Source organism: Kitasatospora sp. NPDC004669, from assembly GCF_040609455.1.
Lineage (GTDB): Bacteria > Actinomycetota > Actinomycetes > Streptomycetales > Streptomycetaceae > Kitasatospora.
The window spans coordinates 45,277-69,273 of the sequence record NZ_JBEXKB010000053.1 but is presented as its reverse complement, the minus strand read 5'-3'; the positions used below and the strand labels follow the sequence as shown (position 1 = coordinate 69,273).

The window sequence follows — 23,997 nt, the reverse complement described above, 5'->3', positions numbered from 1 at the left end:
CCGCCATCGCTCCACCGTCGCACCCTCGCCCCCACCGAGGGTGCGACCAACCATGCACCACTTGACAAAACGCCCTACATATCAGGGCCTGTACCTTGGGTCTCGTCGGACCCGGCAGGGACCCAGGGGACAGGCCCGGGCCTCACTCAGGTCGAGCTGCCCGAGGAGCTGTCCTGCTTGATGCCCTTGAGGATCTGGTCCAGCACCGAGGCGTCCGGCGCGGCCGGGTCGTCGTCCACGCCGCCCTCGAAGACCACGTAGCCGCCGCCCTTGGCCGGGACGGCGGCCAGCAGGACGTAGCCCTGGGTGCCGTCCGAGGTGCGGACGTGCCAGCGGACGGCATAGCCGAGCACGCCGGCGACGCTGACGAAGCCGGAGCCGGAGTCGGTGTGCGAGGTGATCCCGGTGAAGATCCCCCCGGCGTAGGCCGGCATCGCCGCGTCGGCGGCCGCCTTGGGCGAGTCGCCCTGGATGGTGTCCTTCTCGATCGAGAACTGGCCGCGGATGCAGGCGTTGCCGTCCGCGCAGGTGTAACGGCCGCTGCCGAGGTAGACCGTGGAGTGCGCGGGGTTGGGCGACACGTCCCAGCCGTCGAACACCGGGACGGTGATCGCGTGCTGCGGGTCCGGGACGGTGCTCTTCACGACCGGGAGGGGCTTGGGCGGCGCGACGGTGGGCGTGCTCGGGGTCGGGCTGGGGGTCGGCTCGGGACTGTCGCTCCGGCTGACCGACACGGTGGGGTTCGGGGTGGGGCCCGCCTTCGGGTCGCCGCCCTGGCTGAGCACGATCCCGGCGATGATCCCGCCCACGGTCAGCACCGCGACCGCGATGCCGATGACCACACCGGGCTTGGCCTTCGTGGGACTCGGCGGCGGGTAGCCCGGGCCCGGGTAACCGTAGCCCCCGCCCTGGTAGGCCTCCTGGCCGCCATAGCCGTAGCCGGGGGTCTGCGCGCCGTACCCGGGGGCCTGCGCGCCGTAGCCCGGGGCCTGGCCGGCGTCCTGGGCCGGGTAGCCGTAGCCGGCGGCGGGCGGGCCGCCCTGCGCCGGGTAGCCGTAGCCGGGCTGCGGGCCAGGGGACTGCCGGACCTGGGTCGGGGCGTCGGCGAGCGGCCCGGCGCCGCCCTGGAGCGGTCGGACCTCGCTGGTCCATGCGTTGCCGTCCCACCAGCGCTCGTGACCGGGGGTGCCGTCCGCACCGGGGACCGGGTACCACCCGGGAGGCGTCGAGTTGCTCACGGCCGTACGGTACCCGGCGGGGCGCCGCTCCAGACAGGGCGGAGACGTCACGACTCTGCAGCGCCTTGTGTTCTGACGTGACGTCAGATCACCGACCTCAGCCGGCCAGGCGGCGGGCCATCCAGATGTCGTCCACGTACCGGCCGTCGATCAGGAACTCCTCGGCCAGCGATCCCTCCACGACGAAGCCGCAGCTCTCGTACAGCCGCCGGGCCGGGGCGTTCCAGCCGAGCACCCGCAGGGTCATCTTGCGGGCGCCCTCGGCCCGGGCCGCCGCGCAGGCCGCCTCGACCAGGCGCCGCCCGACGCCCCGGCCTCGGGCCGTGTCGTCCACGGCGAGGCCCTGGATCTGCCGCACGTGCCGGTTGCTGGCCAGCGGGGTCGGCGGGACCTGGCGGATGTAGCCGACGATCCGGCCGTCCAGCACGGCGAGCAGGAACTGCTCGGGGGTGTGCCGCTCGTCGAAGACCGTCTCCTCGGCGGGCGGCTCCGGGGAGACGTCGGACAGGGTGGACCAGGAGGCGCGGTTGAGGACGGCGAGTTCGCGCTCGTCCTCGGGCCGGGCCGAGCGGATGATCAGATCGTCGTGGGGCTCACGGGACATGCGCGTCATGCTACTGAGCCGCATCCGAAGGTCGGCGGGGTTAAGTCCTGCGAGGATGGGCCCATGCGCATCGCTGTCACAGGCTCCACGGGATTGATCGGTTCGGCGCTCGTCCGCTCCCTGCTGGCGGACGGCCACGAGGTGGTCCGGCTGGTCCGGCGCCGGTCCAGGACCGGCCCGCAGCCCGACGGCAGCACGGCGATCGGCTGGAGCCCGCTGCTCGGCCAGGTCGACCGGGACGGGCTGGCCGGGGTCGAAGCGGTGGTGCACCTGGCCGGCGCCGGGGTCGGCGACCGCCGCTGGACGGAGGCGTACAAGCGGGAGATCCGGGAGAGCCGGGTGTACGGCACCGAGACCCTCGCCGTCGCGCTGGCCGAACTCAAGGAGCCGCCGCGGGTGTTCGTCAGCGCCTCCGCGGTCGGCTGGTACGGGCAGACCGGCGACCGGGTGATCGACGAGGACTCCCCCGCCGGGGACGACTTCCTGGCCGAGGTGTGCCTGGAGTGGGAGGCGGCCGCGCGGCCGGCCGAGCGGGCCGGGATCCGGGTCGTGCACCCGCGCACGGGGATGGTGCTCTCCACCGCCGGCGGGGCGGGCGCACGGCTGTTCCCCCTGTTCAAGCTGGGCCTGGGGGGACGTCTGGGCAGCGGGCGGCAGTACTGGAGCTACGTCTCGCTGGCCGACGAGGTGGCCGCGCTGCGGTTCCTGATCGACCGGGAGGACCTCTCCGGCGCCTTCAACCTCACCGCGCCGGAGCCGGTGACCAACGGCGAGCTGACCACGGCGATCGGGCGGGCGCTGCGGCGGCCGACGCCGTTCCCGGTCCCGGAGGCGGTGCTCAAGGCGGTGCTCGGCGAGCTGGCGGTCGAGGTGGTCGGCAGCCACCGGGTGGTGCCGCGGCGCCTGCTGGACGCGGGCTTCCGCTTCGCGCACCCGGACGTGGACTCGGCGGTGCGGGCGGCGCTCTGACTCCCACGTCGCGCGTAGGCCTCCTACGGCATTCACCCTGGCCAGGGGCATATGCCGGGCGGGGGTCGGACGGGGCTCCGGGAGGGGGCGCACGGGAGCACACTGCGGGCGCGTCGCACTCCCCCGGTGACCGTACGCGCCCGCCGACCCCGCAACCCGGCCGTCACGGCGCACTGTCCGTGACCGCGCCCCCGCCCGGTGCCGCGCAACCCCTCCCACCCCCCGCATCCGGTCCGCCGCGTTTGTCTGATGCTCATACTGACTGGGCATCACCTTCCTCGGACCGTGTCCCGGCACCCCGCTGCCTGCGTCGGCCGGAGCCCCGGGACCAGGGAGGGAGCACGCCAGTGCCCACGTACGACTTCACCCGCCGCGCCCGTCGACCGTCCGACCCGGACGTCGTCGTGGTCGGCGCCGGACTCGCGGGCCTGGTCGCCGCCCGCGCACTAGCCGGCCACGGCCTCGCCGTTCAGGTCCTGGAGACCACCGACCGGATCGGCGGCCGGATGGCCACCCGCGAGCTGGACGGATTCCGGCTCGACGACGGCAGCCACCTGCTGAACACCGCCTTCCCCGAGCTGCGCCGGGCGCTCGACCTCGACCGCCTGGACCTGCGCCAGCTCACGCCCGGCGTGCTGGTGCACAGCGCCGGCCGCCGCTACCGCGCCGGGGACCCGCAGCTCACCACCGCCCGGCAGGCCGCCACCCGGGCGCCGCTCGGCAGCCCGCTGGACAAGGCCCGCCTGGGCAGCTGGCTCGGCCGGATCGCCATCACCCCGGCCGCCCGGCTCCAGGCCCGCCCGGAGACCACCGCCGCCCGCGCACTGGCCGGCCACGGCCTCGCCCCGCGCACCGTGGACGGCTTCCTGCGCCCGCTGCTCAGCGCGCTGCTCAGCGATCCGACGCTCGGTACCAGCAGCCGGATCGCCGACCTGGTGCTGCGCTCCTACGCCCGCGGCCGGCTCTGTCTGCCCGCCGACGGGATCGCGGCCGTGCCGGCCCAGCTGGCCGCCGCGCTGCCCGTCGGCACCGTCCGGACCGGGGTGCAGGTCACCTCGATCTCCGCCGACGGCGTGGAGACCCTCGCCCACGGGCGGATCGGTGCCCAGGCCGTCGTGGTCGCCACCGACGCCCGCTCCGCCGCCGAACTGCTGCCCGGGCTGCGGCTTCCGGACTTCCACCCCGTCACCACCTTCTTCCACGCGGCCGACCACGCCCCGCTGAACGAGGCCGTGCTGCTGCTCGACGGTGACCGGCCGAACGGGCACCCGCCGCTGGTCTCGCGCTCACTGGTGGTCAGCGAGCTGCACCCGTCCTTCGCCCCGGCCGGGCAGGCGCTGATCGCCACCACCGTGCTCGGGCGGCGCTCCTTCGACGCGGGCGGCCCGGCCGGGCTGGAACCGGCCGTCCGGGCCCGGCTCGCCGAGCTGTACGGCGCCTCGACGGCGGGCTGGCAGTTCCTCAGCGTGCGGCACGTCCCGGACGCGCTGCCCGCGATGCCGCCGCCGCACAACATCCGCCGACCGGTGCGGGTGCTGGCCGGACTGTACGTCGCCGGGGACCACCGGGACACCAGCACCGTGCAGGGCGCGCTGGTCTCCGGGCGGCGGGCGGCACAGGCGGTGCTGCGCGACCTCGGGCTGCCGGCGGGCGTTCGGGAGGCCGAGGTGGCGGCCTGAGGCCGTCGCCCCGAGGCGTGCTGTCCAGGCGTCCGGACGCGCCGGCGGTCTGCCGGGGTGACGGACCGACGGCCTGCCAGGGTGCCGACATGACCGTTCCGACCGTTCTGCCTGCTCCGACCGCACATCGGATGGTTTCCACCGTTCGGCCGGTGGGCCGTTGGGACCGGCGCGCCCTCCCGGTTCGGCCTGGCCGTGCTGATGTTCCCGGCCGGGTACGAGATCGACTTCGGCAAGCTGCGCGGTGGCCCGCTGAAACGGGCGGGCACCGCGTGGCCGGTCTCCGTCGTGGTGGCCCTCGGGGTGGGCGCGGCTGCCGAGCAGCCGAGGGTCCGGGCCGAGGGTCGGCGAGTTCCCGGCCCGGTTTCCGTGCGGGTGGTCAGATCACCCCCGCCTGGCGGGCCGTCTCCTCGAAGGCGCGGGCCACCGGGCTGCCCCGGTAGGGGGTGAGGCGGCGGTGGAAGTCCCGGACGTACTCCAGCGAGCGGGCCGAGCGCATCTCCCCGGCCGCGCGCAGCGCGTCGGTGGCCATGGTGCAGGCCTCGTCGAGGTCGCCCATACCGAGCCGGGCGGTGGCCAGCACCAGCCGGCAGAAGATCCGGCTGCGCGCGTAGGCGGGTGAGCGCAGTCGCAGCGACTTCTCGGCGTGCTGGGCGGAGGTGCGCCACTGCTGGAGGTCGCGGTAGCAGTGGGCGAACTCGTCGGAGAGCTGGGCCTCGTCGAAGTACCGTGCCCAGGAGGGCAGTTCGTCGCCCGTCCGGGAGGCCGCGAGCGAACGCTCGGCCCGTACCAGCGCGGTGGTGCAGGAGCGGACGTCGCCCAACAGGCCGTGCCCGCGCGCCTCGGCGGCGTGCATCAGCGACTGGACCACCGGCGGGACGGCGGTGCCCACGCCCTGCTGGGCGACCCGGGCGAGTTGGACGGCCTCCCGGCCGTGGCCGAGGTGGACGGCCTGCTGGCTCATCGTCACCAGGACGTAGCCGCCGAGCGCGCGGTCCCCGGCGGCCTGGGAGAGGCGCAGCGCCTGGACGAAGTAGCGCTGGGCGAGGCCGTGCGCGGCGATGTCGAAGGACGTCCAGCCTGCCAGCCTGGTCAGGTCGGCGACCGCGCCGAACAGGGCCCGGCCGATCTGCTCGCCGTAGCGGCCGCGCAGCATCGGCTCGGCCTCGCTCTCCAGGTAGCGGACCAGTGCCTGGCGGGCGTGGCCGCCGCCGTAGGCCTGGTCGAGCGCGCGGAAAAGGTCGCCGACGGCGCGGATGGCGGCGATGTCGCCGCGGCCGACGCGCAGGGCGGGGCGCGCCTCGCGGGTCGAGTCGGCGTACGACGGTTCGGCGACGGTCGGCGGGCGGCGGCTCTGGGTGGGCACCCGGCCGATGGGGGCGGCGGTGCCGGTGGTCCCGGCGGTGCTGCGGGAGCCGGGGACGCCGACGGCCGGGCCGCGCGCGGGGCTCATGGTGGGTGCGCCGGGCGCGCTCGGGGTGATCGGCGCCGGTGCGGTGGTGGCGGCGCTCGGTGGCCCGGTGGCGGTATCGGGGCGGACCAGGGTGGAGCCGTCGCGGGCGACGCGCTCGTCGGTGCGGCCGATCAGCCAGTCCCGGCTGGGGACGACCAGGCCGGCCGGGGTGAAGGCGATCCGGCGCAGCTCGGACTGCGGGCCGTTGTCCTTGCGCCACATGCTCGCCACGATGTCCACCGCCTCCTGCGGGGTCTCGGCGAACTCCAGGCCCGCGTAGACCGGGGCGCAGGCGTCCAGGCCGAGGTCCTGGGCGGTGAGGCGGCGGCCGAGGCGGCGGGTGAAGACCTCGGCGATCAGCGCCGGGGTGGCGCCGCGGGGCTGCTGGCCGCGCAGCCAGCGGGTGACCGAGGTCTTGTCGTAGCGCAGGTCGAGGCCATGTTCCAGGCCGAGCTGGTCGACCCGGCGGGCCAGGCCGGCGTGCGAGAAGCCGGCCTCCTCGATCAGCGCGGCGAGCTGGCCGTTCTGCGGGGTCGAGCCGGAGTGGCCGGTGTGGCTGCCGTGGCCGCTGGTGGTCGCGGGGGCGGGTGCGGCGGCGGCTTCGTGCCGGTTGGGTGTTGCCTGCACGGGCAGCCGCAGTTCGTCGGCGGTCGGGGCGTCGGCGGTCAGCGTGTCGCCGGTCAGGGCGCTGGGGGCCAGGGCGTCGGGGGCGTCCGGAAGGGTCCGGCCGACCGGACCTCGGTGCTGGCCGAGCGGGTCGAGCGGTCCGTACGCCGGGCTGTCGGTTGCAGGCCGTTGGGGCATGTCAGTCAACACCTCTCGGACGTCGCACCGGGCTCTACCAGCACTTCGGCTGCCTGGGGCGGCGCCCCCTGTCGGGAATCGGCGTGAATGTAGCGAGCATTCGGGCGCTATGGGTGGATCTGACCGAGCAATCCTCCGAACGGGTGAAGCATCCGCGCCCATTGTGGGGAAGCGAGGTCAGGATGGGTTTGGCCGTCTAGGGTCGAACCGTCGATCGATCGTCATGTTGGCTTCCGCTACGGGGAACCCGGATGCTGTAGTGGACCGCCACATGGGAGCCGGGCCGTCGGATTCCTACCGTTCTCGGCCATGGACACCTCTACTGCCCGCCCGCTCGACGGCCGTACGGCCCTGGTGACCGGAGCCGCCTCGGGCATCGGCCGGGCCTGTGCCGAGGCCTTCGCCGTGGCCGGCGCCCGGGTCTACGTCGTCGACCTCGCGGCCGACCCGGCCCGGGAGCTCGCGGAGCGGATCGGCGGCCGCGCGATCGTCGCCGACCTCGCCGACCCCGAGGCCGTGGACGCCCTGCCGGACGACGCCGACATCGTGGTCAACAACGCCGGCCTGCAACACGTCGCGCCCGTGCACGAGTTCCCGGTCGAGCGCTTCACCCTCATCCAACGCGTCATGGTCGAGGCCCCGTTCCGCATCCTGCGCCGCACCCTGCCCCACATGTACGAACAGGAGTGGGGCCGGATCGTCAACATCTCCTCCGTCCACGGCCTGCGCGCCAGCGCCTTCAAGTCCGCGTACGTCACCGCCAAGCACGCCCTGGAGGGCCTGAGCAGGACCGTCGCCCTCGAAGGCGCCCCCCACGGCGTCACCAGCAACTGCCTCAACCCGGGCTACGTCCGAACTCCCCTGGTGGAGAAGCAGATCGCCGCCCAGGCGCTCGCCCACGGCATCCCCGAGGACGAGGTCGTCGAGCGGATCATGCTCGACCGCACCGCCGTCAAGCACCTCATCGACCCCTCCGAGGTCGCCCACCTCGCCCTCTACCTCTGCACCCCGCCCGCCTCCTACATCACCGGCACCAGCCTGCCCATCGACGGCGGCTGGACGGCGCACTGAGCTCTCGCCGGCTATCCCCACCCCGAGGGATGTGTGGGTCGGTCACACAGTCCCGGGAGCGTGGGGTTCCCACCTTGTGGCGACATCGTCCCCCTCTGACCTGGAAGTGGTGACCCATGAAGGACCCTGCACGTGGTTCGGCGGCGATCGGCTCACTCCCGCGAGTGGTGGCCGCGAGCCTGATCGGCACGACGATCGAGTGGTACGACTACTTCCTCTACGGGACAGCTGCGGCGCTGGTGTTCGGGAAGGTGTTCTTCCCGAACAGTGATCCGCTGACGGGGACGCTGCTGTCGTTCCTGACCTATGCGATCGGGTTCGCGGCACGGCCGCTCGGGGCCCTGGTGTTCGGGCACTTCGGGGACCGGGTCGGGCGCAAGAAGCTGCTGGTGGTGAGCCTGCTATTGATGGGCGGGTCGACCACGGCGATCGGGTTGCTGCCGACGTACGGGTCGATCGGGATGACGGCGCCGGTGCTGTTGACCGCGTTGCGGCTGGTGCAGGGCTTCGCGCTCGGCGGGGAGTGGGGCGGAGCGGTCCTGCTGGTGTCGGAGCACGGGGACCGGCGGCGGCGGGGGTTCTGGGCGTCGTGGCCGCAGGGCGGGGCGCCGGCGGGGAACCTGTTGGCGGCTGGGGTGCTGTCGCTGATGACGACGGTGCAGTCGGACAGCGCGTTCCTGGCGTGGGGGTGGCGGGTGCCGTTCCTGCTGTCGGCGGTGCTGGTCGGGGTCGGGCTGTGGATCCGGCTCGCGGTGGACGAGTCGCCGCTGTTCCGGCAGGCACTGAAGGCGGCGCAGGCTCGGAAGGAGGCCGAACAGGCGCCGTTGGTGGGGGTGTTGAAGCACCACTGGCGGGAGGTGCTGGTGGCCATGGGCGCGCGGATGGCGGAGAACATCTCGTACTACGTGATGACGACCTTTGTGCTCACGTACGCCGTCAGCCACGCCCACTTCGACAAGCAGAGCGCGCTGAACGCCGTACTGATCGCCTCGGCGATCCAGTTCGCACTGATCCCGCTGTTCGGGGCACTGTCGGACCGGGTCGGGCGCAAGCCGGTGTACCTGGCGGGCGCGGCCGGGGTCGGGGTCTGGGCATTCGTGTTCTTCGGGATGGTGGACACCGAGTCGTTCGGGGCGCTGGTGCTCACGGTGACCGTCGGCCTGGTGTTCCACAGCGCGATGTACGCGCCGCAGGCGGCCTTCTTCTCCGAGCTGTTCGCGACCCGGCTGCGGTACTCGGGGGCCTCGATCGGCGCCCAGTTCGCGTCGGTGGCGGCCGGGGCGCCCGCCCCGCTGGTCGCGACCGCGCTGCTCAAGGACTACGGCAACGCCACCCCCGTCTCGGTGTACGTGGCCCTCGCGGCGGTGATCACGGTGCTGGCGGTGCTGTGCGCCCGGGAGACCAGGGGGCAGGACCTCACCGAGGTCGAGGAGCAGCCGGCGGACGGCGCCGCGGTCGAAAAGCCCGCTGTGGCCCGAGGGTTGAGCCGATAGCATCGCGATTTCCCGCAACCGTCGGAACCGACGCCGATTGGCGGCCCGCACCATGAACCACCCCGACGAGAGCTCCGCGCCCGCACTGCGGCGGCTGCTCGACCTGCTCGCCTCCGGCGCCGCCACCGAGGACTTCGCCGAGGTACTGGCCGACGCCCGTCGACGCGGGGCACCGTCGGCCGTACTCGCCGAGATCGACGACGCCACCTGGCAGGCCCTGCGGGTTCATCGCACCCTGCGTCAACACCGGCGCCGCAAGACCGAGTTGACCGCTCTGTTCGACACCGCCGGGGACCTCGCCGCCTCCCGGGAGCTGGACACCGTGCTGCAGGCGATCGTCCGCCGGGCCCGGATGCTGCTCGGCACCGACACCGCGTACCTGACCCTGCCGGACGAGGCCGCGGGCGACACCTATATGAGGGTCACCGACGGCTCCGTCTCCGTACTGTTCCAGACCCTGCGGCTCAGCCTCGGCGACGGCCTGGGCGGGCTGGTCGCGCAGACCGCCCGCCCGTACGCCACCCCCGACTACCGCACCGACGAACGCTTCCACCACACCGGCACGATCGACGCGGGCGTGCTGGACGAGGGGCTCGTGGCGATCATCGGGGTGCCGCTGCTGCTCGGCGGGCAGGTCATCGGCGTGCTGTTCGCCGCCGACCGCTCGCCGCGCACCTTCTCCCCCGACGAGGTCGCGCTGCTCTGCTCGCTGGCCGCGCACGCCGCGATCGCCCTGGACACCGCCAAGTCGCTGGCCGACGCCCGGGCCGCGCTCGCCGAGCTGAACGCCGCCAACGAGCTGGTCCGGGCCCACTCCGCCGCCGTCCAGCGCGCCGAGCAGGCGCACGACCGGCTCACCGACCTCGTGCTGCGCGGCGCCGAGGTGCCGGACGTCGCCGCCGCCGTCGCACACCTGCTGGACGGGGAGATAGCGGTCCTGGACGCCGAGGGCGAGCCGCTGGCCGGACGGTCGACGCCCGCCGCCGAGCTGGCCGGGGCGGTGGCCGCGTCCCGGGCCGAGGGCCGGTCCGTCCGGCACGGCGAGCTGTGGGTGTGCGCGGTGCTGGCCGGGCACGACGCGCTCGGCACCTTGGTGCTGCGCGGACGGCCCGACCTCGACGACGCCGACCGACGGCTGTTCGAGCGGGCCGGCGTGGTGACCGCGCTGCTCCTGCTGCTGCGCCGCTCGGTGGCGGAGACCGAGAACCGGATCCGCGGCGAACTGCTCACCGACCTGCTCACCGCCCCCGGACGCGACCCGGCCGGGCTCACCGCGCGCGGCCGCCGGCTCGGGGTCGACCTCGCGCGGCCGCACCTGGTGCTGGTCGCGGAACCGGCGGACGGCCACGGCGACGAACGGGGACGGCTGGCGGGCGCCGCCCGGCGGTACCTGTTCGGCTCCCGGGGCGTCAGCGCCGAGCACGGCGAGGCGGTGGCGCTGCTGGTGCCGCTCGAACCGGGCCCGGCCGAGGACCCCGAGGAGACCGCCCGGCGGGCCGCCGAGCGGCTGGCCCGGCTGGCCGGCTTCCCGGTCACCGTCGGCGCCGGCCGCCCCGCCGCAGGCCCCCCGGCACTGGCCGCCTCGTACGCCGAGGGCCTGCGCTGCGTGCGCGCCCTGCGGGTGCTCGGCCGCGTCGGGGAAGGCGCCTCGGCCGGCGCGCTGGGCTTCCTCGGGGTGCTGCTCGGCGACGGCCACGACGTGGACGGCTTCGTCGGCGCGACGCTCGGCCCGCTGCTCGCCTACGACGCCCGGCGCGGCACCGAACTGGTCCGCACCCTGCGCGCCTACTTCGACTGCGGCGGCAGCCTGACCCGGGCCAAGGACGAACTGCACGTCCACGTGAACACCGTGGTGCAGCGGCTGGACCGGGTCGAGGCGCTGCTCGGACGGGACTGGAACCAGCCGGAGCGTTCCCTGGAACTACAGCTGGCGCTGCGGCTGCAACTGCTCTCGGGCGACTGAACGGCTTGTACGGGCGTGGGCGTACAGTGGCGAGGTTGGTCTCGAACGCGAGGCCGATCTCGAACGCCTGGCAAGGAGCGGCAGCCGTGAGCGAGCGAAGCGAACGAACAGTAAGCGAAGGCGGGTCTCGCGAAGCGACCGCCGAGCGAAGCGGGGCGGGCGCATGAGCGAGAACGTGCGTTTCGTGCGGATGGGCATAGGCGAGCACGTCGTCCCGTACGAGGAGGCGTGGCAGGAGCAGCAGCGCCTGCACGCGCTGCGGGTCGCGGACGAGATCCCCGACACCGTGCTGCTGCTGGAGCACCCGCCCGTCTACACCATGGGCAAGCGCACCAACCCCGCCGACCTGCCGCTGGACGGCACCCCGGTGGTCGAGGTCAACCGGGGCGGGGAGATCACCTGGCACGGCCCCGGCCAGCTGGTCGGCTACCCGATCATAAAGCTGCCCGACCCGATCGACGTGATCGCGTACGTCCGCCGGCTGGAGGAGGCGCTGATCCGCGCCGCCGCCGACTTCGGCGTCGGGACCACCCGGGTCGAGGGCCGCAGCGGGGTCTGGGTGCTGGGCGAGAACCTCCCGGACGCCGTGGTGGACCCGGCCGAGGTGGTGGACATCGGCAAGCTGACCCTGCGGATGGGTCTGCCGCTGGGCATCGACCCGCGGCTGGCCGGGCCCGAGTACGCGCCGTCCAACGCCGGCCAGCGCGGGGGCGACCGCAAGCTCGCCGCGATCGGCGTCCGGGTCGCCCGCGGGGTGACCATGCACGGCTTCGCGCTCAACTGCGACCCCGACATGACGTACTTCGACAAGATCGTGCCCTGCGGCATCCGGGACGCGGGCGTCGCCTCGCTGGCCGGCGAGCTGGGGCGCGACTTCGGCGTGGGCGAGGCGCTGCCGGCCGTCGAGCGGCACCTGAAGGACGTCTTCGCCGAGCTGCCGGAGCCCGCACTCAGCCGCTGAAGCCCCCGGCATCCAGTCGCCGGCGCCCCACGCCCGGCCGCTGAAACCCCCCCAGACACTGGGAATCTACTGGCCGGTAGTCGCGTTGCCCTGCGATTGCAGGGCGGCAGGCCCGGCACAGGCCGTACAACCACAGGCGTACCCTGGGGGTACCCCGTCTAGTTCTAGGAGTCGCACGTGTCCGCTGTCGCGCCCGACGGCAGGAAGCTGCTCCGCCTGGAGGTCCGCAACAGCGAGACCCCCATCGAGCGGAAGCCCGAGTGGATCAAGACCCGCGCGAAGATGGGCCCGGAGTACAACGCCCTCCAGTCGCTGGTGAAGAAGGAGGGGCTGCACACGGTCTGCCAGGAGGCCGGCTGCCCCAACATCTTCGAGTGCTGGGAGGACCGCGAGGCGACCTTCCTCATCGGCGGTGACCAGTGCACCCGCCGCTGCGACTTCTGCCAGATCGACACCGGCAAGCCCGCCGAGTTCGACCGCGACGAGCCGCGCCGGGTCGCCGAGTCCATCCTCACCATGGACCTCAACTACGCCACCATCACCGGCGTCGCCCGCGACGACCTGGAGGACGGCGGTGCCTGGCTGTACGCCGAGACCGTCCGCCAGGTGCACGCGATGACCGCCGACCGCGCGGGCGGCCGCACCGGCGTCGAGCTGCTGGTCCCCGACTTCAACGCGGTGCCCGAGCAGCTGGCCGAGGTCTTCTCCTCCCGCCCCGAGGTGCTCGCGCACAACGTCGAGACGGTGCCGCGCATCTTCAAGCGGATCCGCCCCGCGTTCCGGTACGAGCGCTCGCTGGACGTCATCACCCAGGCCCGCGCGGCCGGGCTGGTGACCAAGTCCAACCTGATCCTGGGCATGGGCGAGACCCGCGAGGAGGTCAGCCAGGCGCTGGCCGACCTGGTCGGGGCCGGCTGCGAGCTGATCACCATCACCCAGTACCTGCGCCCCTCACTGCGCCACCACCCGGTGGAGCGCTGGGTGAAGCCGCAGGAGTTCGTCGAGCTCCAGCAGGAGGCCGAGGAGCTGGGCTTCGCGGGTGTCATGTCGGGACCGCTGGTGCGTTCGTCGTACCGGGCCGGGCGCCTGTACCGGCAGGCGCTGGAGCGCCGCGAGCAGGCCGCGGTCTGACGCGCCGGGGAACGGTTTCGGCCACTGGGCCATTGGAAGGGCGGAGCTGCGGCTCCGCCCTTCCGGGTTTCACCACGCTTTGACTGCCTGGTCACGGACTGGTAACACAGAGTGGGGATGATGGACGCCTGGCAAGCGTTCGATTCTTCTCAGCCACGAGAGGAGCTGTTCGGGATGCGGATGCGGATCCGGTCGGTGGGGGCGGCGCTGCGGTTCGCCGAGAGTGTCCTGCTGGCACCCGGCCAACGGCACGCGCGGCTCAACGCCTGGGCCGCCGTGTGCGAGAACCGCCGGCATGCGGCGGACCGCCGGCACGACGCGCCGGCGGCCGGGGCGCCGGGTACGGCGGGGGCGCGCTCCGTACGGCGGTGAGAGGTCCGGCCGCAGGCGAAACGGCTCATCGGCGGGTAGGGCCGGGCGTCGCTGTGAGCGACAGCGCGTGGGCACACGGGTCACGGTTCGGGCGAACGGGTACCCGGGCTTGGATATCCCGTACCCGTGCCACGTACCATGAGCGTTATGGCGAGGGAAACATCCGAGAACCCCGGGCGACTGAAGCAGATCCGCCTGGCGTACACCATGACCAAGAAGGTCGACACCAAGATCGGCCTGATCATCGCCGGCGTCGGCCTGCTGACCTTCGGCGTGTTCCTCGCCATCGGCTTCGCGATCGACCACCCCATCTACCTGGGCATCCTGGGCTTCATCGTGGCCGTGCTGGCCATGGCGATCGTCTTCGGGCGCCGGGCCGAGCGCGCCGCGTTCGGGCAGATGGAGGGACAGCCGGGCGCCGTGGCCGCGGTGTTGAACAACATCCGGCGCGGCTGGAGCTCCAGCTCGACCCCGGTCGCGGTCACCCGTAACCAGGACGCGGTCTACCGCGCCGTGGGCCGGGCGGGCATCGCGCTGATCGGCGAGGGCAACCCGAACCGGGTGCGCCAGCTGCTGGCCTCCGAGAAGAAGAAGATGGCCCGGGTGGTCGGCGACGTGCCGGTGCACGACATCGTGGTGGGCAACGGCGAGGGCGAGATCCCGCTGAAGAAGCTGCAGATCCACCTGATGCGCCTGCCCCGCGCCATCACCCCCGCCCAGGTCACCGAGACCAACGACCGCCTGCGCGCGCTGGGCGACCTGCTCTCCAAGGCGCCGATCCCCAAGGGCCCGATGCCCAAGGGCGCCCGGATGCCCAAGGGCGGCCAGGCTCGCTGACCCCCTCCCCCGACGACACGAGAACGGCCCCGCTGATCCTCAGCGGGGCCGTTTCGGCGTTCGGCCGTCGTGCGGCGCTCGTCGGATCCGGACCTCGCCTCAGATCCGGACCTCGACCGTGCCGACAGCCTTGTCGTGCAGGCCCCGGGTGTCGCGGTCCCAGACCAGCGCCGGCACCACCAGGCAGAGCAGGACGGTGCGCAGCAGGATCTGGGGGATGGTCGCGCGGCTGCCGTCCAGGCGGACCACCCGGAGGCCGAACAGCCGCTTGCCGACGGTCGTGCCGGTCGTGGCGAGCAGGACGGCCGTGACCAGGAAGTAGAGCGGGAGGGTCCACAGGTTGGCCTCGGCCTGGTCGCCCTTGGCGATCAGGCCGTAGGAGACCAGAGCGACCAGCCAGCCGTCCACGAACAGGGAGCCGATCCGCCGGCCGGGGCCGGCGATCGATCCGGAGCCCTCCCGGGGCAGACCGAGGCGCTCGCCGCGGTAGCCGAAGTCGGCGCCCATCTTCTCGGCGGCCGCCTTAGGGCCGTCGATCCACGATCCCAACGCTTCTCTGGTGTCCACGAATCCACACTAACCGGGCTCACCCCGAGCGCCCGCACCGGCTCCCCTCCGGGCGGGGCGTCGTACCGGACTCGTCCACGACCGGGTGAATCCCGATCGCCGGGCTTACCAAGTGGTCCAGACCACTGCCACAAGGGGTTCCAGGTCGGCGGGGTGATTTGCCCCGTACCGTACGCCTTTGCCGCCCGTTCGGCGGTCGCGGTTAACATCTAGGAAACGAGCGGGTCACCGACTGGAAACGACCCATTCCTAGGGTGAGCCCAATTCGCACGCCGAGGAGGATGGATGTTCAACAACGCCGCCGAAGTGAAGCAGTTCATCCAGGACAACGACGTGAAGTTCGTCGACGTCCGCTTCTGCGACCTGCCAGGCGTACTGCAGCACTTCTCCGTACCTGCGGCGACCTTCGACCCGTCCGAGACCCTGATGTTCGACGGTTCGTCGATCCGCGGCTTCCAGGCCATCCACGAGTCCGACATGGCCCTGGTGCCGGATCTCGCCACCGCCCGACTCGACCCCTTCCGGGCCGAGAAGCACCTCAACATCAACTTCTTCATCCAGGACCCGGTCACCGGCGAGGCCTACAGCCGCGACCCCCGCAACGTCGCCAAGAAGGCCGAGGCCTACCTCGCCTCCTCCGGCATCGCCGACACCGCCTTCTTCGGGCCCGAGGCCGAGTTCTACGTCTTCGACTCGGTGCGGTTCGAGACCAGCGCCAACGCGTCCTTCTACCACATCGACTCGGAGGCCGGCGCCTGGAACACCGGCGCCGCCGAGGGCGACGTACGCGGCTACAAGGTCAAGTACAAGGGCGGCTACTTCCCCGTCCCGCCGGTGGACCACTTCGCCGACCTGCGCGCCGAGATGTCGCTGGAGCTGGCCAAGGCGGGCCTGGAGGTCGAGCGCCAGCACCACGAGGTCGGCACGGCCGGCCAGGCGGAGATCAACTACAAGTTCAACACCCTGCTGCACGCGGCCGACGACCTGATGCTGTTCAAGTACATCATCAAGAACGTCGCCTGGCGGAACGGCAAGACCGCCACCTTCATGCCGAAGCCGATCTTCGGCGACAACGGCTCGGGCATGCACGTCCACCAGTCGCTGTGGAGCGAGGGATCGCCGCTCTTCTACGACGAGCAGGGCTACGCCGGCCTGTCCGACACCGCCCGCTACTACATCGGCGGCCTGCTCCGGCACGCCCCCTCGCTGCTGGCCTTCACCAACCCGTCGGTGAACTCCTACCACCGCCTGGTGCCGGGCTTCGAGGCGCCGGTCAACCTGGTCTACTCGCAGCGCAACCGCTCGGCCGCGATCCGCATCCCGATCACCGGCTCCAACGCCAAGGCCAAGCGCATCGAGTTCCGCGCGCCGGACCCGTCCTCCAACCCGTACCTGGCCTTCTCCGCCATGCTGATGGCCGGCCTCGACGGCATCCGCAACAAGATCGAGCCGCTGGAGCCCGTCGACAAGGACCTCTACGAGCTCGCCCCCGAGGAGCACGCCAACGTCCCGCAGGTCCCCTCCTCCCTCCCGGCCGTCCTGGAGGCCCTGGAGGCCGACCACGAGTACCTCCTCGCGGGCAACGTCTTCACCCCGGACCTGATCGAGACCTGGATCGACTTCAAGCGCACCAACGAGATCGCCCCGATCGCCCTCCGCCCCCACCCGCACGAGTTCGAGCTGTACTACGACCTGTAAGAAGCACCCACCCGGCGGGGGCGCGGACACCATGTCCGCGCCCCCGTCGGCGTTTCCTCCGGAGGTGCGCGGCTCCGCAGGGCGGCATTGAGCCGCCGCACACCCACCACTCGCTGGACGACACCCGGGAGCAGGCGGTGCTGTGCGCGGACCTGTGCGAGTGGGCGGGCCCCGAGAGCGCTACCCCGCCGGGCCCGGTTCCGGGGTGAGGGCGAGGACGGCGAGGTCGTCGGCGAGCAGGCCGGCGTACCGGGACCGCGCCGAGGCCCTTGCCGCGGACGTCGCCGAGCAGCGCCCGGACGCCGAAGCGGGTGTCGCACACCTCGTACAGGTCGCCGCCGACCAGCACCTCGGCCTGGGCCGGGCGGTAGAGCCCGGCCACCCGCAGGCCGCCGGCCCGCTCGGGGACCGGTCGCAGTACGGTGCGCTGGAGGGTCTCGGCGACCGTCCGGGCCTGGAGCAGGTTGCGGTTCTGCCGGGTGCGCCGCCAGGACAGGGCGGTGCCCATCGCCCCGGAGAGCAGGGTGGCGATGTAGACCCAGACGTGGTGCTGCTCGTTGATGTGGCCCGCGTGCAGGGCCAGCAGCACTTGCAGCGCCAGCGAACCGCCCGTGGTGGCGGCGGTCAGCACCGGGCCGTAGCTGAACGCGGCCACCACGGGCAGGGCGGTCAGCAGGAAGCCGGCGGCGACCGCGTCCGGGACGACGGCCTCGGCGATCAGGTCGAGGACCAGCAGCAGGACCGGCAGCCAGAGCACCCAGCGCGGCACCCGCGGTTGCGCGGCCACGAGCTGCGGCTTGCGGGGTGCTGACACGGCGGGGACCTCCTGGCCGACCGGTCCGGCCGGTCCGGCCGGTCCGGCCGGTCCGAAACGGAGAGGCCCGGAATCACCGGTTCGTCCTCCATGCTCCCCCACGGACGGCCCGGTCACGGACGGCCCGGTCACGAACGGTCCCGGTCACGAACGGCCGAACGGCGCGGCTTCCGGGGCCGGGGGCCGACGGGGCCCGGAGGCGACCCCGGAAGCAGAGGGTCGGCGCAGGTCAGCGAACCGTCACCGGCAGGGTCTCGAAGCCGCGCAGCACCAGCCGGTCGCGTCGGGTCGGGACCCCGCCCCGGGCGAGCCGGGGGAAGCGGTCCAGCAGGGCGGGCATCGCGACCTCGGCCTCCAGCCTGGCCAGCTGGTAGCCCAGGCAGAAGTGCTGGCCGCCGCCGAAGCTCAGCGGCTGGCTCTCGGTACGGGTCGGGTCGAACACCTCGGGGCGGTCGTACCGGTCCGGGTCGTGGTGGGCCGCGCCGATCAGCAAGGTCACCGTGCTGCCGGGCGGGACGGGCAGGCCCTCGATGGACAGGCCCTCCTCCAGCGCGACCCGCGCGGTGGCCTGGACCGGGGAGTCGAAGCGCAGCACCTCGTCGGTGAAGCCGGCCGGGGTGATCACGCCGCTGCGCAGCCCGGCGGCCACCTCGGGGTGGCGGAACAGCAGGGCGAGGCCGTTGCCGAGCAGGTTGGTGGTGGTCTCGAACCCGGCCACCAGCAGCAGCACCAGGTTGGCCAGCAGCTCCTCGGCGGAGAGCCGCTCGCCGTCCTCGGCGGCGATCCGGGCCAGGTCGCTGACCAGGTCGTCCTGCGGTCGGGCCAGGCGCTCGGCGGCCAGCTCGGTGAAGTACCGGGACAACTCGTCGGCGGCCCGGTCGGCGTCGCCCAGCTCGTCCAGGTCCTGGATGATCTCCAGCGCGACGGTCAGGTCGGAGGCGAGGCCGCGGAACCGGTAGCGGTCCTGCTCGGGGACGCCGAGCAGCTCGCAGATCACCCCGACCGGCAGCCGGAAGGCGAAGGCGTCCATGAAGTCCACCGGCGAGCCGTCGGCGCCCCGCTCGGCCATCCCGTCCAGCAGCCGGTCGACCGCCGCCTCCACGGCCGGGCGCAGCGCGGCGACCCGGCGGGCGGTGAACACCGAGGCGATCAGCGAGCGGACCCGGGGCTGGTCGGGCGCGTTGCGCTGGAGGATCGAGCGGCCGAACAGGGCGAGCGAGGAGTGCCCGGCGAACTCCGGGGCCAGGCCGGCCATCATGTCGGCGGTCGCGACGCCGAAGGCGGGGGTGCGCAGCACCTTGTTGACGGCCGCGTAGCCGCTCACCAGGTACATCCCGTCCCCGGCCGGGACCACCGGGCCGAGCTCGTGCGCCCTCGCGTACAGCGGGTACGGGTCGGCCCTGACCTCCGTGGTCATCAGCTGCTCGACGATCGCCGCGCCGTCCATCCGGTGCTCCCCTCCGATGACGATGATTCCTGGTTCGTGAACCGGCGGCGGGCGCCGCGGAGTTCCCGGTGCAGGTGGTCCGGCCGCGGGCCTCGATAGGGTTGCCGGCATGGAGATCTGGATCAACCCGCGCTGCAGCAAGTGCCGGACGGCGCTCGGCGAGCTGAACGCCGCCGGGGTGGAGTACACCGTGCGGCGCTACCTGGAGGAACCGCCGACGGCGGCCGAGCTGGAGCAGGTGCTGGAGCGCCTGGGCCTGGAGCCGTGGGACATCACCCGCACCGACGAGCAGGTCGCGAAGGACCTGGGGATGAAGGAGTGGCCCCGGGAGGCGGGCGAGCGAACGCGCTGGATCGCGGCGATGGCCGAGCACCCCGTGCTGATCCAGCGCCCGATCATCACCGCGGACGACGGGCACGCCGTGGTGGCCCGGACTCCCGAGGCACTCAAGTCCGTTCTGCCGTAGCCCGGTCGACCACCGGGGCCGGTCAGTGGAGCTGGGTCGTCTGTACCGGCCGGCCCGGGTGCCAGTTGTGGACCAGCAGGCGGTCGCCCTCCAGGGCGGTGTGCACCACCTGCTGGAGGTCCAGTCGGAACAGGTGGAACGGGGTGGGCGGCGGCTCGGGCAGCTCGGCCGAGAAGGCGGCGATCTCGTCCTCGTCGGTGACCTCCACCGCACGGCCGGAGATCTTGGAGTCCCCGCCGGCCATGGTCTCGTCGCCCGGGTGGGCGTGCAGCGCGAAGCGGGCGTCCCGCTGCAGGTCGCGCGCCTTGACCGCCTGGTACATCGACCCCAGCCAGGCGTCGGCGCCGACGAAGTCGACCTCCGACCCGCTCACCCGGGGTGAACCGTCCTTGCGCAGCGTCGCCAGGACGTGGTGCTTGTTCGCGTCGAACCGGGCCCGTACCAGGGCCGCGAGTTCGGGTGCCTCGTGCTCGAAATCCTGCCAGGTAGCCATGGCGCCAGTGTGGCACCCGGCACCGACAACCGCCGGGCACGAACGGCCGGGCGCCGCAGGCGGTTCGGACCGGTCGTTGTCGGCGGCCGGTGCCACACTGGCGGGGTGACCACCACGACCGACTACATCGCGTTCCTGCGGGCCGTCAACGTCGGCGGCCGGACGGTGAGGATGGAGCGGCTGCGGGCGCTCTTCGCCGAACTGGGGCTGGGGAACGTCCGCTCGTACATCCAGAGCGGCAACGTCTTCTTCAGCACCGGCGAACCGGACCGCGCCGCGCTGGCCCGGCGGATCGAGGAGCACCTGGAGCAGGCCCTCGGCTACCCGGTGCCGGTGCTGCTGCGGACGGTCGACGAGGTGGCCGAGCTGCTCGCCGCCGAGCCGTTCCGGGGGGTCGAGGTGACGCCGGACATCCGGCTGGTGGTCGCCTTCCTCTCCGAACCGCTGCCGGCCGAACTCGCTCTCCCGCACCGCTCGGCGAAGGGCGACTACGAGGTGCTCGGCGCCGACCCGGGGGCCGCGTACATCGTGGTGCACCTGCAGGACGGCAAGTGGGTCACCAAGGACATGTTCGGCAAGGGCTACCGGGGGTCGGTCACCTCCCGGTTCCTGCACACCACGGAGAAGATCCTCGCGGCCGCCCGGAAGGCCTGACGGTCCGTCCGACATCCTGGAACCGCGCAGGTGGGGGCAGCGTCTGTCGCTCAGTGACGTACGAACCCTGCGCCGGACCACGGCGCGATCTGGACAGTCCGAGCCGGTCGATCCGACAATCAGGCCATGACGCAGCCTGAGCTTCCCACCGGCCAAGCCCGGCCCTCCGACGCCGAACGGGAAGCGGCGCTCGGGGTGCTGCGCGAGGGCGCGGGCAGCGGTCGGCTGTCGCACGACACCTTCCTCGGCCGGATGGAGATCGTCCTCCAGGCCACCAGCCACGCCGAATTGGACGCGGCGGTGGACGGGCTGCCCACCGGCGGGCCGGTGGAGCGCTTCGTGCTGCGGACGGTCGGCCGGGTCTCCGCCTTCGGCGACCGGCTGAACCGGGCCTGGCGCACCGAGCGGCTGCCCGGGCTGAGCCTGCCGCAGACCGGGGCGGGGCAGTTGACGATCGGACGCATCCCCGGCTCGGGGCTGCGGCTGCACGACGCCTCGGTCTCCCGGCACCACGCGGAGCTGCGGCACGAGAACGGCGGCTGGGTGCTGTACGACCTCGGCTCGACCAACGGCACGCACGTGAACGGGCGGCGGATAGCGGGCGGGGTGCCGGTCCGGCCGGGCGACCAGGTGCGGTTCGGCAACCTGGAGTTCCGGCTCGCCACGCGGTGAGGAGGCGTTCAGCCTGTCCGCTCGTCCGGCGGCCGGGATGTCGCGTGGGGCGTTCACGTCGCGGTCGTGGACGACCCCGCACACCGGGCGGGTCCACTCGCGGACCGCAAAGGGCTCGGGGCCCGGGCATACGCCCGAATCAGTCGATCACCGGCGGGCGGTAGCGCACCGGCGGGGGGTGACGGGCGGAACTGTCAGTGGCGGGTGCGAGGATGCGGGCATGACCCAGGAGACGGCTCTCCCCCAGGGCGCAAAGGGAGTTGGGCGTGCCGTCGGTATCGGCATATGCCGGAGGCCCATGCCACGCGCGTAGATCGACGGCCTGCGAAAGGAGCCGCGGGTCAGTCGACGACGCTCCCCAGGCCACCGCCGAGGCCCTCGCCGAAGATGCTGAGGTTCCCGTCGACCGACCCTGCGCCGACCGCTCCCCCGCCCAGGTCGCCCGCCGGCCCCCACAGCGGCGCCGTGCAGCGCTGGTAGGTCGCCTGCCAGTGCGGCCAGTTGCGGGCCACGTCGTCGTCGCACTCGGCCAGCAGCCGTTCCACCGTCGCCGGCTCCACCCCGTCCAGCAGCCAGGCCAGCGCGTCCGCCGTACCCGGGCCGTCCGCCGAACGCAGCAGGTCGAGCAGCTCGCCCAGGCCGCCGAGCCGGGAGTTGTCGGTGACCACCCGCTCCATCCGGGGCAGCAACTGCCGCTCCTCGATCCGCAGATGGGTCTCCAGCCGGGCCGCCAGGTCCTCCATGGCGTACGCGACCGGCCAGGCGCTGCCGGTGTCCCGGCTGGCGATCCGGACCAGCGTGGTGACCCGGGTGAAGGAGTGGTCGAGGTTGTGGTGGTCGGCCTCCAGCCAGTTGAGCAGCAGCCGCAGCTCGGGCGCGAAGCGTCGCACGATCGGCCAGATCCGGGCGTCCTGCTGCTCGTGGTGGCAGGTCAGCATCGCGGTCATGAAGGTCCAGTGCCGCAGCAGCGCCTCGCCCTTGTCATCCTCGTCGGGCTGGAGCAGTCGCAGCGCGTTGGGCAGCCGGGCGAGGTCCCGGCGCAGTGCGGCGTGCACCAGCCGCAGCCCGGCGAACCGGACGGTGACCGGCTCCTCGTCCGCGGCCCGGCCGTACGCGTCCGTCCGCCGGGAGTCGGCGGCGGACTCCGCCTGCGCGGGCACGGAGGGAGCGGGCTGGGGCAGCAGGTGGATCGGCATGGCACTCTCTTCACGACGTGTGGCAGGACGGATGGGGCGGCCCGTGAAGGCCGCCCCATCCAAGGTGCTCGCAGTCGATCAGAAGCGAATCAATGTCCGATTGACGCGCAGGTCACGGGCCTGCGCACGGGCCGAAGCCCTCCCGTCGCGTCACCCCGGGCTCAGTCCGAGGCGGGGCCCGCCAGGTTCTTGGTGAGCCACTGCAGGGTGTCCGGGATCATCTTCTTGAAGTCCGAGGTGAGGTGCTTGCCGCCGGGCTGCTCGTAGTACTCGATGGACACCGGCGGGACGGCCTTGGCCACCCAGCTCTTGACGACGTCCTTCTCGTAGCCGTTGGCGCCGCCCGCGGTGACGAACATCTTGACGTCGGCCTTGCCCTGGGTGATCAGCTGGTTCGGGCTGTTGGCGGCCTTCTCGGCGTCGTGGCCCTTCCACAGCCCGGAGTCCGGGATGTAGTAGCCGTCGATCGGCACCGCGGCCTTGTAGACGTCCGGGTGCTGCAGGGCGAGCTTGGCGCTGCAGAAGCCGCCGGTGGAGGCGCCCATCACGCCCCAGCTGTCGCGGCCCTTCAGGGTGCGGAAGTTGGCGCGGACCCAGTCCGGGATGTCCTCGCCCATCCAGGTACCCATCTTGGGCTGGCCCGGGATGTCGGAGCAGTCCAGCGCGTTCTTCTCGTCGCCGTTGAAGTTCTGCACCGGCATGATCATGATGAACGGGTGGGCCTTGCCCTCCTTGACCAGCTGCTCGTCGTCCTCCTGGATCGGCAGCTGGTTGTCGGTCCAGGTGTTGTAGCCGTTGCTCTGGCCGCCCGCGTAGAGGGTGAGCACCGGGAAGCCGGTCTTGGCGTACTTGGGGTCGTTGTACTCGGGCGGCAGCCAGACCCAGACCTGGCCGGTGACGCCGGACTTGGGGCCGGTCACCTTGGTCATCATGATCGGACCGGCGGCGGTGTCCCGGGCCTTGCTCATGCTGGGGGCCGGGCCGGTCGGCATCTGCACCTTCCCGTTGCCGGGGGTGGGCTGTTCGGCGATGGGCGCGGCCGAGGCGGTGGCGGCGGTCGAGCTGCTCGCGCTGGTCGCGGCCGGGGTGCCGTCCGCGGAGGTGCTCCCCTTCCCGCCGCCGGAACTCCCGCAGGCCGCCAGCGAGGCGGCCAGGGTGAGGACGGCGGCGCCGGTCAGGACGGCACGGGAACGGGACGACTGCCTAAGCACGGTGAGGACTCTCCGACCGATGTCACGCCCGGTCCCTCTGACCGGGCGGCGGCCCCCCGGTGGGGCCGGACAGGTCCGGGGGCGCGACACTGGCGCGACCCCCGGAGTGGTGGGCGCGCCGTCCCTTACGGAAGCGCACCTTCCTGCGATCTTATGACGTGGGCCGGGGCGGGCCGGTTGCGAGGTGGCCACCGGAAATCCAAT

At 72.9% G+C, this 23,997-nt stretch carries 22 protein-coding genes; 13 read left to right on the top strand and 9 right to left on the bottom strand.

Annotation, left to right across the window (positions count from 1 at the left end):
- Window positions 1-146: 146 nt before the first annotated feature.
- Both ABZW30_RS33745 and ABZW30_RS33740 read right to left on the bottom strand, forming a co-directional pair.
- Window positions 147-1,238: a DUF2510 domain-containing protein gene (locus ABZW30_RS33745; protein ID WP_355675043.1), complete on the bottom strand. Its 1,092-nt coding sequence runs from the start codon at window positions 1,236-1,238 to the stop codon at window positions 147-149.
- 97 nt (window positions 1,239-1,335) lie between these two features.
- Complete coding sequence (locus tag ABZW30_RS33740; protein ID WP_355675042.1) at window positions 1,336-1,842, bottom strand: GNAT family N-acetyltransferase; 507 nt, start codon at window positions 1,840-1,842, stop codon at window positions 1,336-1,338.
- Between the two features lie 63 nt (window positions 1,843-1,905).
- Between ABZW30_RS33740 and ABZW30_RS33735 the strand changes: the two genes are divergently transcribed.
- The gene (locus ABZW30_RS33735; RefSeq protein ID WP_355675041.1) at window positions 1,906-2,811 is read left to right on the top strand and encodes a TIGR01777 family oxidoreductase; all 906 of its coding nucleotides are present in this window, start codon (window positions 1,906-1,908) and stop codon (window positions 2,809-2,811) included.
- A gap of 347 nt (window positions 2,812-3,158) precedes the next feature.
- The gene (locus ABZW30_RS33730) at window positions 3,159-4,490 is read left to right on the top strand and encodes an NAD(P)/FAD-dependent oxidoreductase (RefSeq protein WP_355675040.1); all 1,332 of its coding nucleotides are present in this window, start codon (window positions 3,159-3,161) and stop codon (window positions 4,488-4,490) included.
- A 379-nt stretch (window positions 4,491-4,869) separates the two neighbouring features.
- Here ABZW30_RS33730 and ABZW30_RS33725 read toward each other — a convergent pair whose 3' ends face one another.
- Complete coding sequence (locus ABZW30_RS33725; RefSeq protein WP_355675039.1) at window positions 4,870-6,747, bottom strand: regulator; 1,878 nt, start codon at window positions 6,745-6,747, stop codon at window positions 4,870-4,872.
- A gap of 309 nt (window positions 6,748-7,056) precedes the next feature.
- Between ABZW30_RS33725 and ABZW30_RS33720 the strand changes: the two genes are divergently transcribed.
- The 7 genes from ABZW30_RS33720 (at window position 7,057) to ABZW30_RS33690 (ending at window position 14,575) form a co-directional block, all read left to right on the top strand.
- Complete coding sequence (locus tag ABZW30_RS33720) at window positions 7,057-7,818, top strand: 3-hydroxybutyrate dehydrogenase (RefSeq protein WP_355675038.1); 762 nt, start codon at window positions 7,057-7,059, stop codon at window positions 7,816-7,818.
- 116 nt (window positions 7,819-7,934) lie between these two features.
- Window positions 7,935-9,311, top strand: coding sequence for an MFS transporter (locus tag ABZW30_RS33715; RefSeq protein ID WP_355675037.1), 1,377 nt, complete (start codon window positions 7,935-7,937; stop codon window positions 9,309-9,311).
- A gap of 52 nt (window positions 9,312-9,363) precedes the next feature.
- Window positions 9,364-11,274 (top strand): GAF domain-containing protein, encoded by a 1,911-nt coding sequence (locus ABZW30_RS33710; RefSeq protein ID WP_355675036.1) that lies wholly within the window; start codon window positions 9,364-9,366, stop codon window positions 11,272-11,274.
- Window positions 11,275-11,437: 163 nt separating this feature from the next.
- Complete coding sequence (gene lipB / locus ABZW30_RS33705; RefSeq protein WP_355675035.1) at window positions 11,438-12,235, top strand: lipoyl(octanoyl) transferase LipB; 798 nt, start codon at window positions 11,438-11,440, stop codon at window positions 12,233-12,235.
- A 177-nt stretch (window positions 12,236-12,412) separates the two neighbouring features.
- Complete coding sequence (gene lipA, locus ABZW30_RS33700) at window positions 12,413-13,366, top strand: lipoyl synthase (protein WP_355675034.1); 954 nt, start codon at window positions 12,413-12,415, stop codon at window positions 13,364-13,366.
- 174 nt (window positions 13,367-13,540) lie between these two features.
- Complete coding sequence (locus ABZW30_RS33695; protein ID WP_355675044.1) at window positions 13,541-13,738, top strand: hypothetical protein; 198 nt, start codon at window positions 13,541-13,543, stop codon at window positions 13,736-13,738.
- A gap of 147 nt (window positions 13,739-13,885) precedes the next feature.
- Window positions 13,886-14,575, top strand: coding sequence for a DUF4191 domain-containing protein (locus ABZW30_RS33690; RefSeq protein ID WP_355675033.1), 690 nt, complete (start codon window positions 13,886-13,888; stop codon window positions 14,573-14,575).
- Window positions 14,576-14,674: 99 nt separating this feature from the next.
- On the opposite strand, the gene ABZW30_RS33685 is transcribed toward ABZW30_RS33690, so the two are convergent.
- On the bottom strand, window positions 14,675-15,142 hold the full coding sequence (locus tag ABZW30_RS33685; RefSeq protein WP_355675032.1) for an RDD family protein: 468 nt from the start codon (window positions 15,140-15,142) through the stop codon (window positions 14,675-14,677).
- 285 nt (window positions 15,143-15,427) lie between these two features.
- On the opposite strand from ABZW30_RS33685, the gene glnA reads away from it, so the two are divergent.
- Complete coding sequence (glnA, locus tag ABZW30_RS33680; RefSeq protein WP_355675031.1) at window positions 15,428-16,840, top strand: type I glutamate--ammonia ligase; 1,413 nt, start codon at window positions 15,428-15,430, stop codon at window positions 16,838-16,840.
- Here glnA and ABZW30_RS33675 read toward each other — a convergent pair.
- Window positions 16,764-17,654: a hypothetical protein gene (locus tag ABZW30_RS33675; protein WP_355675030.1), complete on the bottom strand. Its 891-nt coding sequence runs from the start codon at window positions 17,652-17,654 to the stop codon at window positions 16,764-16,766. The genes glnA and ABZW30_RS33675 overlap by 77 nt on opposite strands.
- Before the next feature lie 229 nt (window positions 17,655-17,883).
- A complete protein-coding gene (locus tag ABZW30_RS33670) occupies window positions 17,884-19,101 on the bottom strand; it encodes a cytochrome P450 (RefSeq protein ID WP_355675029.1) in 1,218 nt (405 codons plus the stop codon).
- 109 nt (window positions 19,102-19,210) lie between these two features.
- Between ABZW30_RS33670 and ABZW30_RS33665 the strand changes: the two genes are divergently transcribed.
- The gene (locus ABZW30_RS33665) at window positions 19,211-19,567 is read left to right on the top strand and encodes an arsenate reductase family protein (protein ID WP_355675028.1); all 357 of its coding nucleotides are present in this window, start codon (window positions 19,211-19,213) and stop codon (window positions 19,565-19,567) included.
- A gap of 22 nt (window positions 19,568-19,589) precedes the next feature.
- On the opposite strand, the gene ABZW30_RS33660 is transcribed toward ABZW30_RS33665, so the two are convergent.
- Entirely contained in the window at window positions 19,590-20,060 is a 471-nt protein-coding gene (locus tag ABZW30_RS33660; RefSeq protein ID WP_355675027.1) for a pyridoxamine 5'-phosphate oxidase family protein, read from the bottom strand.
- Window positions 20,061-20,165: 105 nt separating this feature from the next.
- On the opposite strand from ABZW30_RS33660, the gene ABZW30_RS33655 reads away from it, so the two are divergent.
- Window positions 20,166-20,714 (top strand): DUF1697 domain-containing protein, encoded by a 549-nt coding sequence (locus ABZW30_RS33655; protein WP_355675026.1) that lies wholly within the window; start codon window positions 20,166-20,168, stop codon window positions 20,712-20,714.
- A 126-nt stretch (window positions 20,715-20,840) separates the two neighbouring features.
- On the top strand, window positions 20,841-21,386 hold the full coding sequence (locus ABZW30_RS33650; protein ID WP_355675025.1) for a DUF1707 and FHA domain-containing protein: 546 nt from the start codon (window positions 20,841-20,843) through the stop codon (window positions 21,384-21,386).
- Window positions 21,387-21,727: 341 nt separating this feature from the next.
- Here the strand turns inward: ABZW30_RS33650 and ABZW30_RS33645 are convergent, their stop codons facing one another.
- Both ABZW30_RS33645 and ABZW30_RS33640 read right to left on the bottom strand, forming a co-directional pair.
- Complete coding sequence (locus tag ABZW30_RS33645) at window positions 21,728-22,582, bottom strand: hemerythrin domain-containing protein (RefSeq protein ID WP_355675024.1); 855 nt, start codon at window positions 22,580-22,582, stop codon at window positions 21,728-21,730.
- Window positions 22,583-22,743: 161 nt separating this feature from the next.
- A complete protein-coding gene (locus tag ABZW30_RS33640) occupies window positions 22,744-23,793 on the bottom strand; it encodes an alpha/beta hydrolase-fold protein (RefSeq protein WP_355675023.1) in 1,050 nt (349 codons plus the stop codon).
- Window positions 23,794-23,997 lie beyond the last annotated feature (204 nt).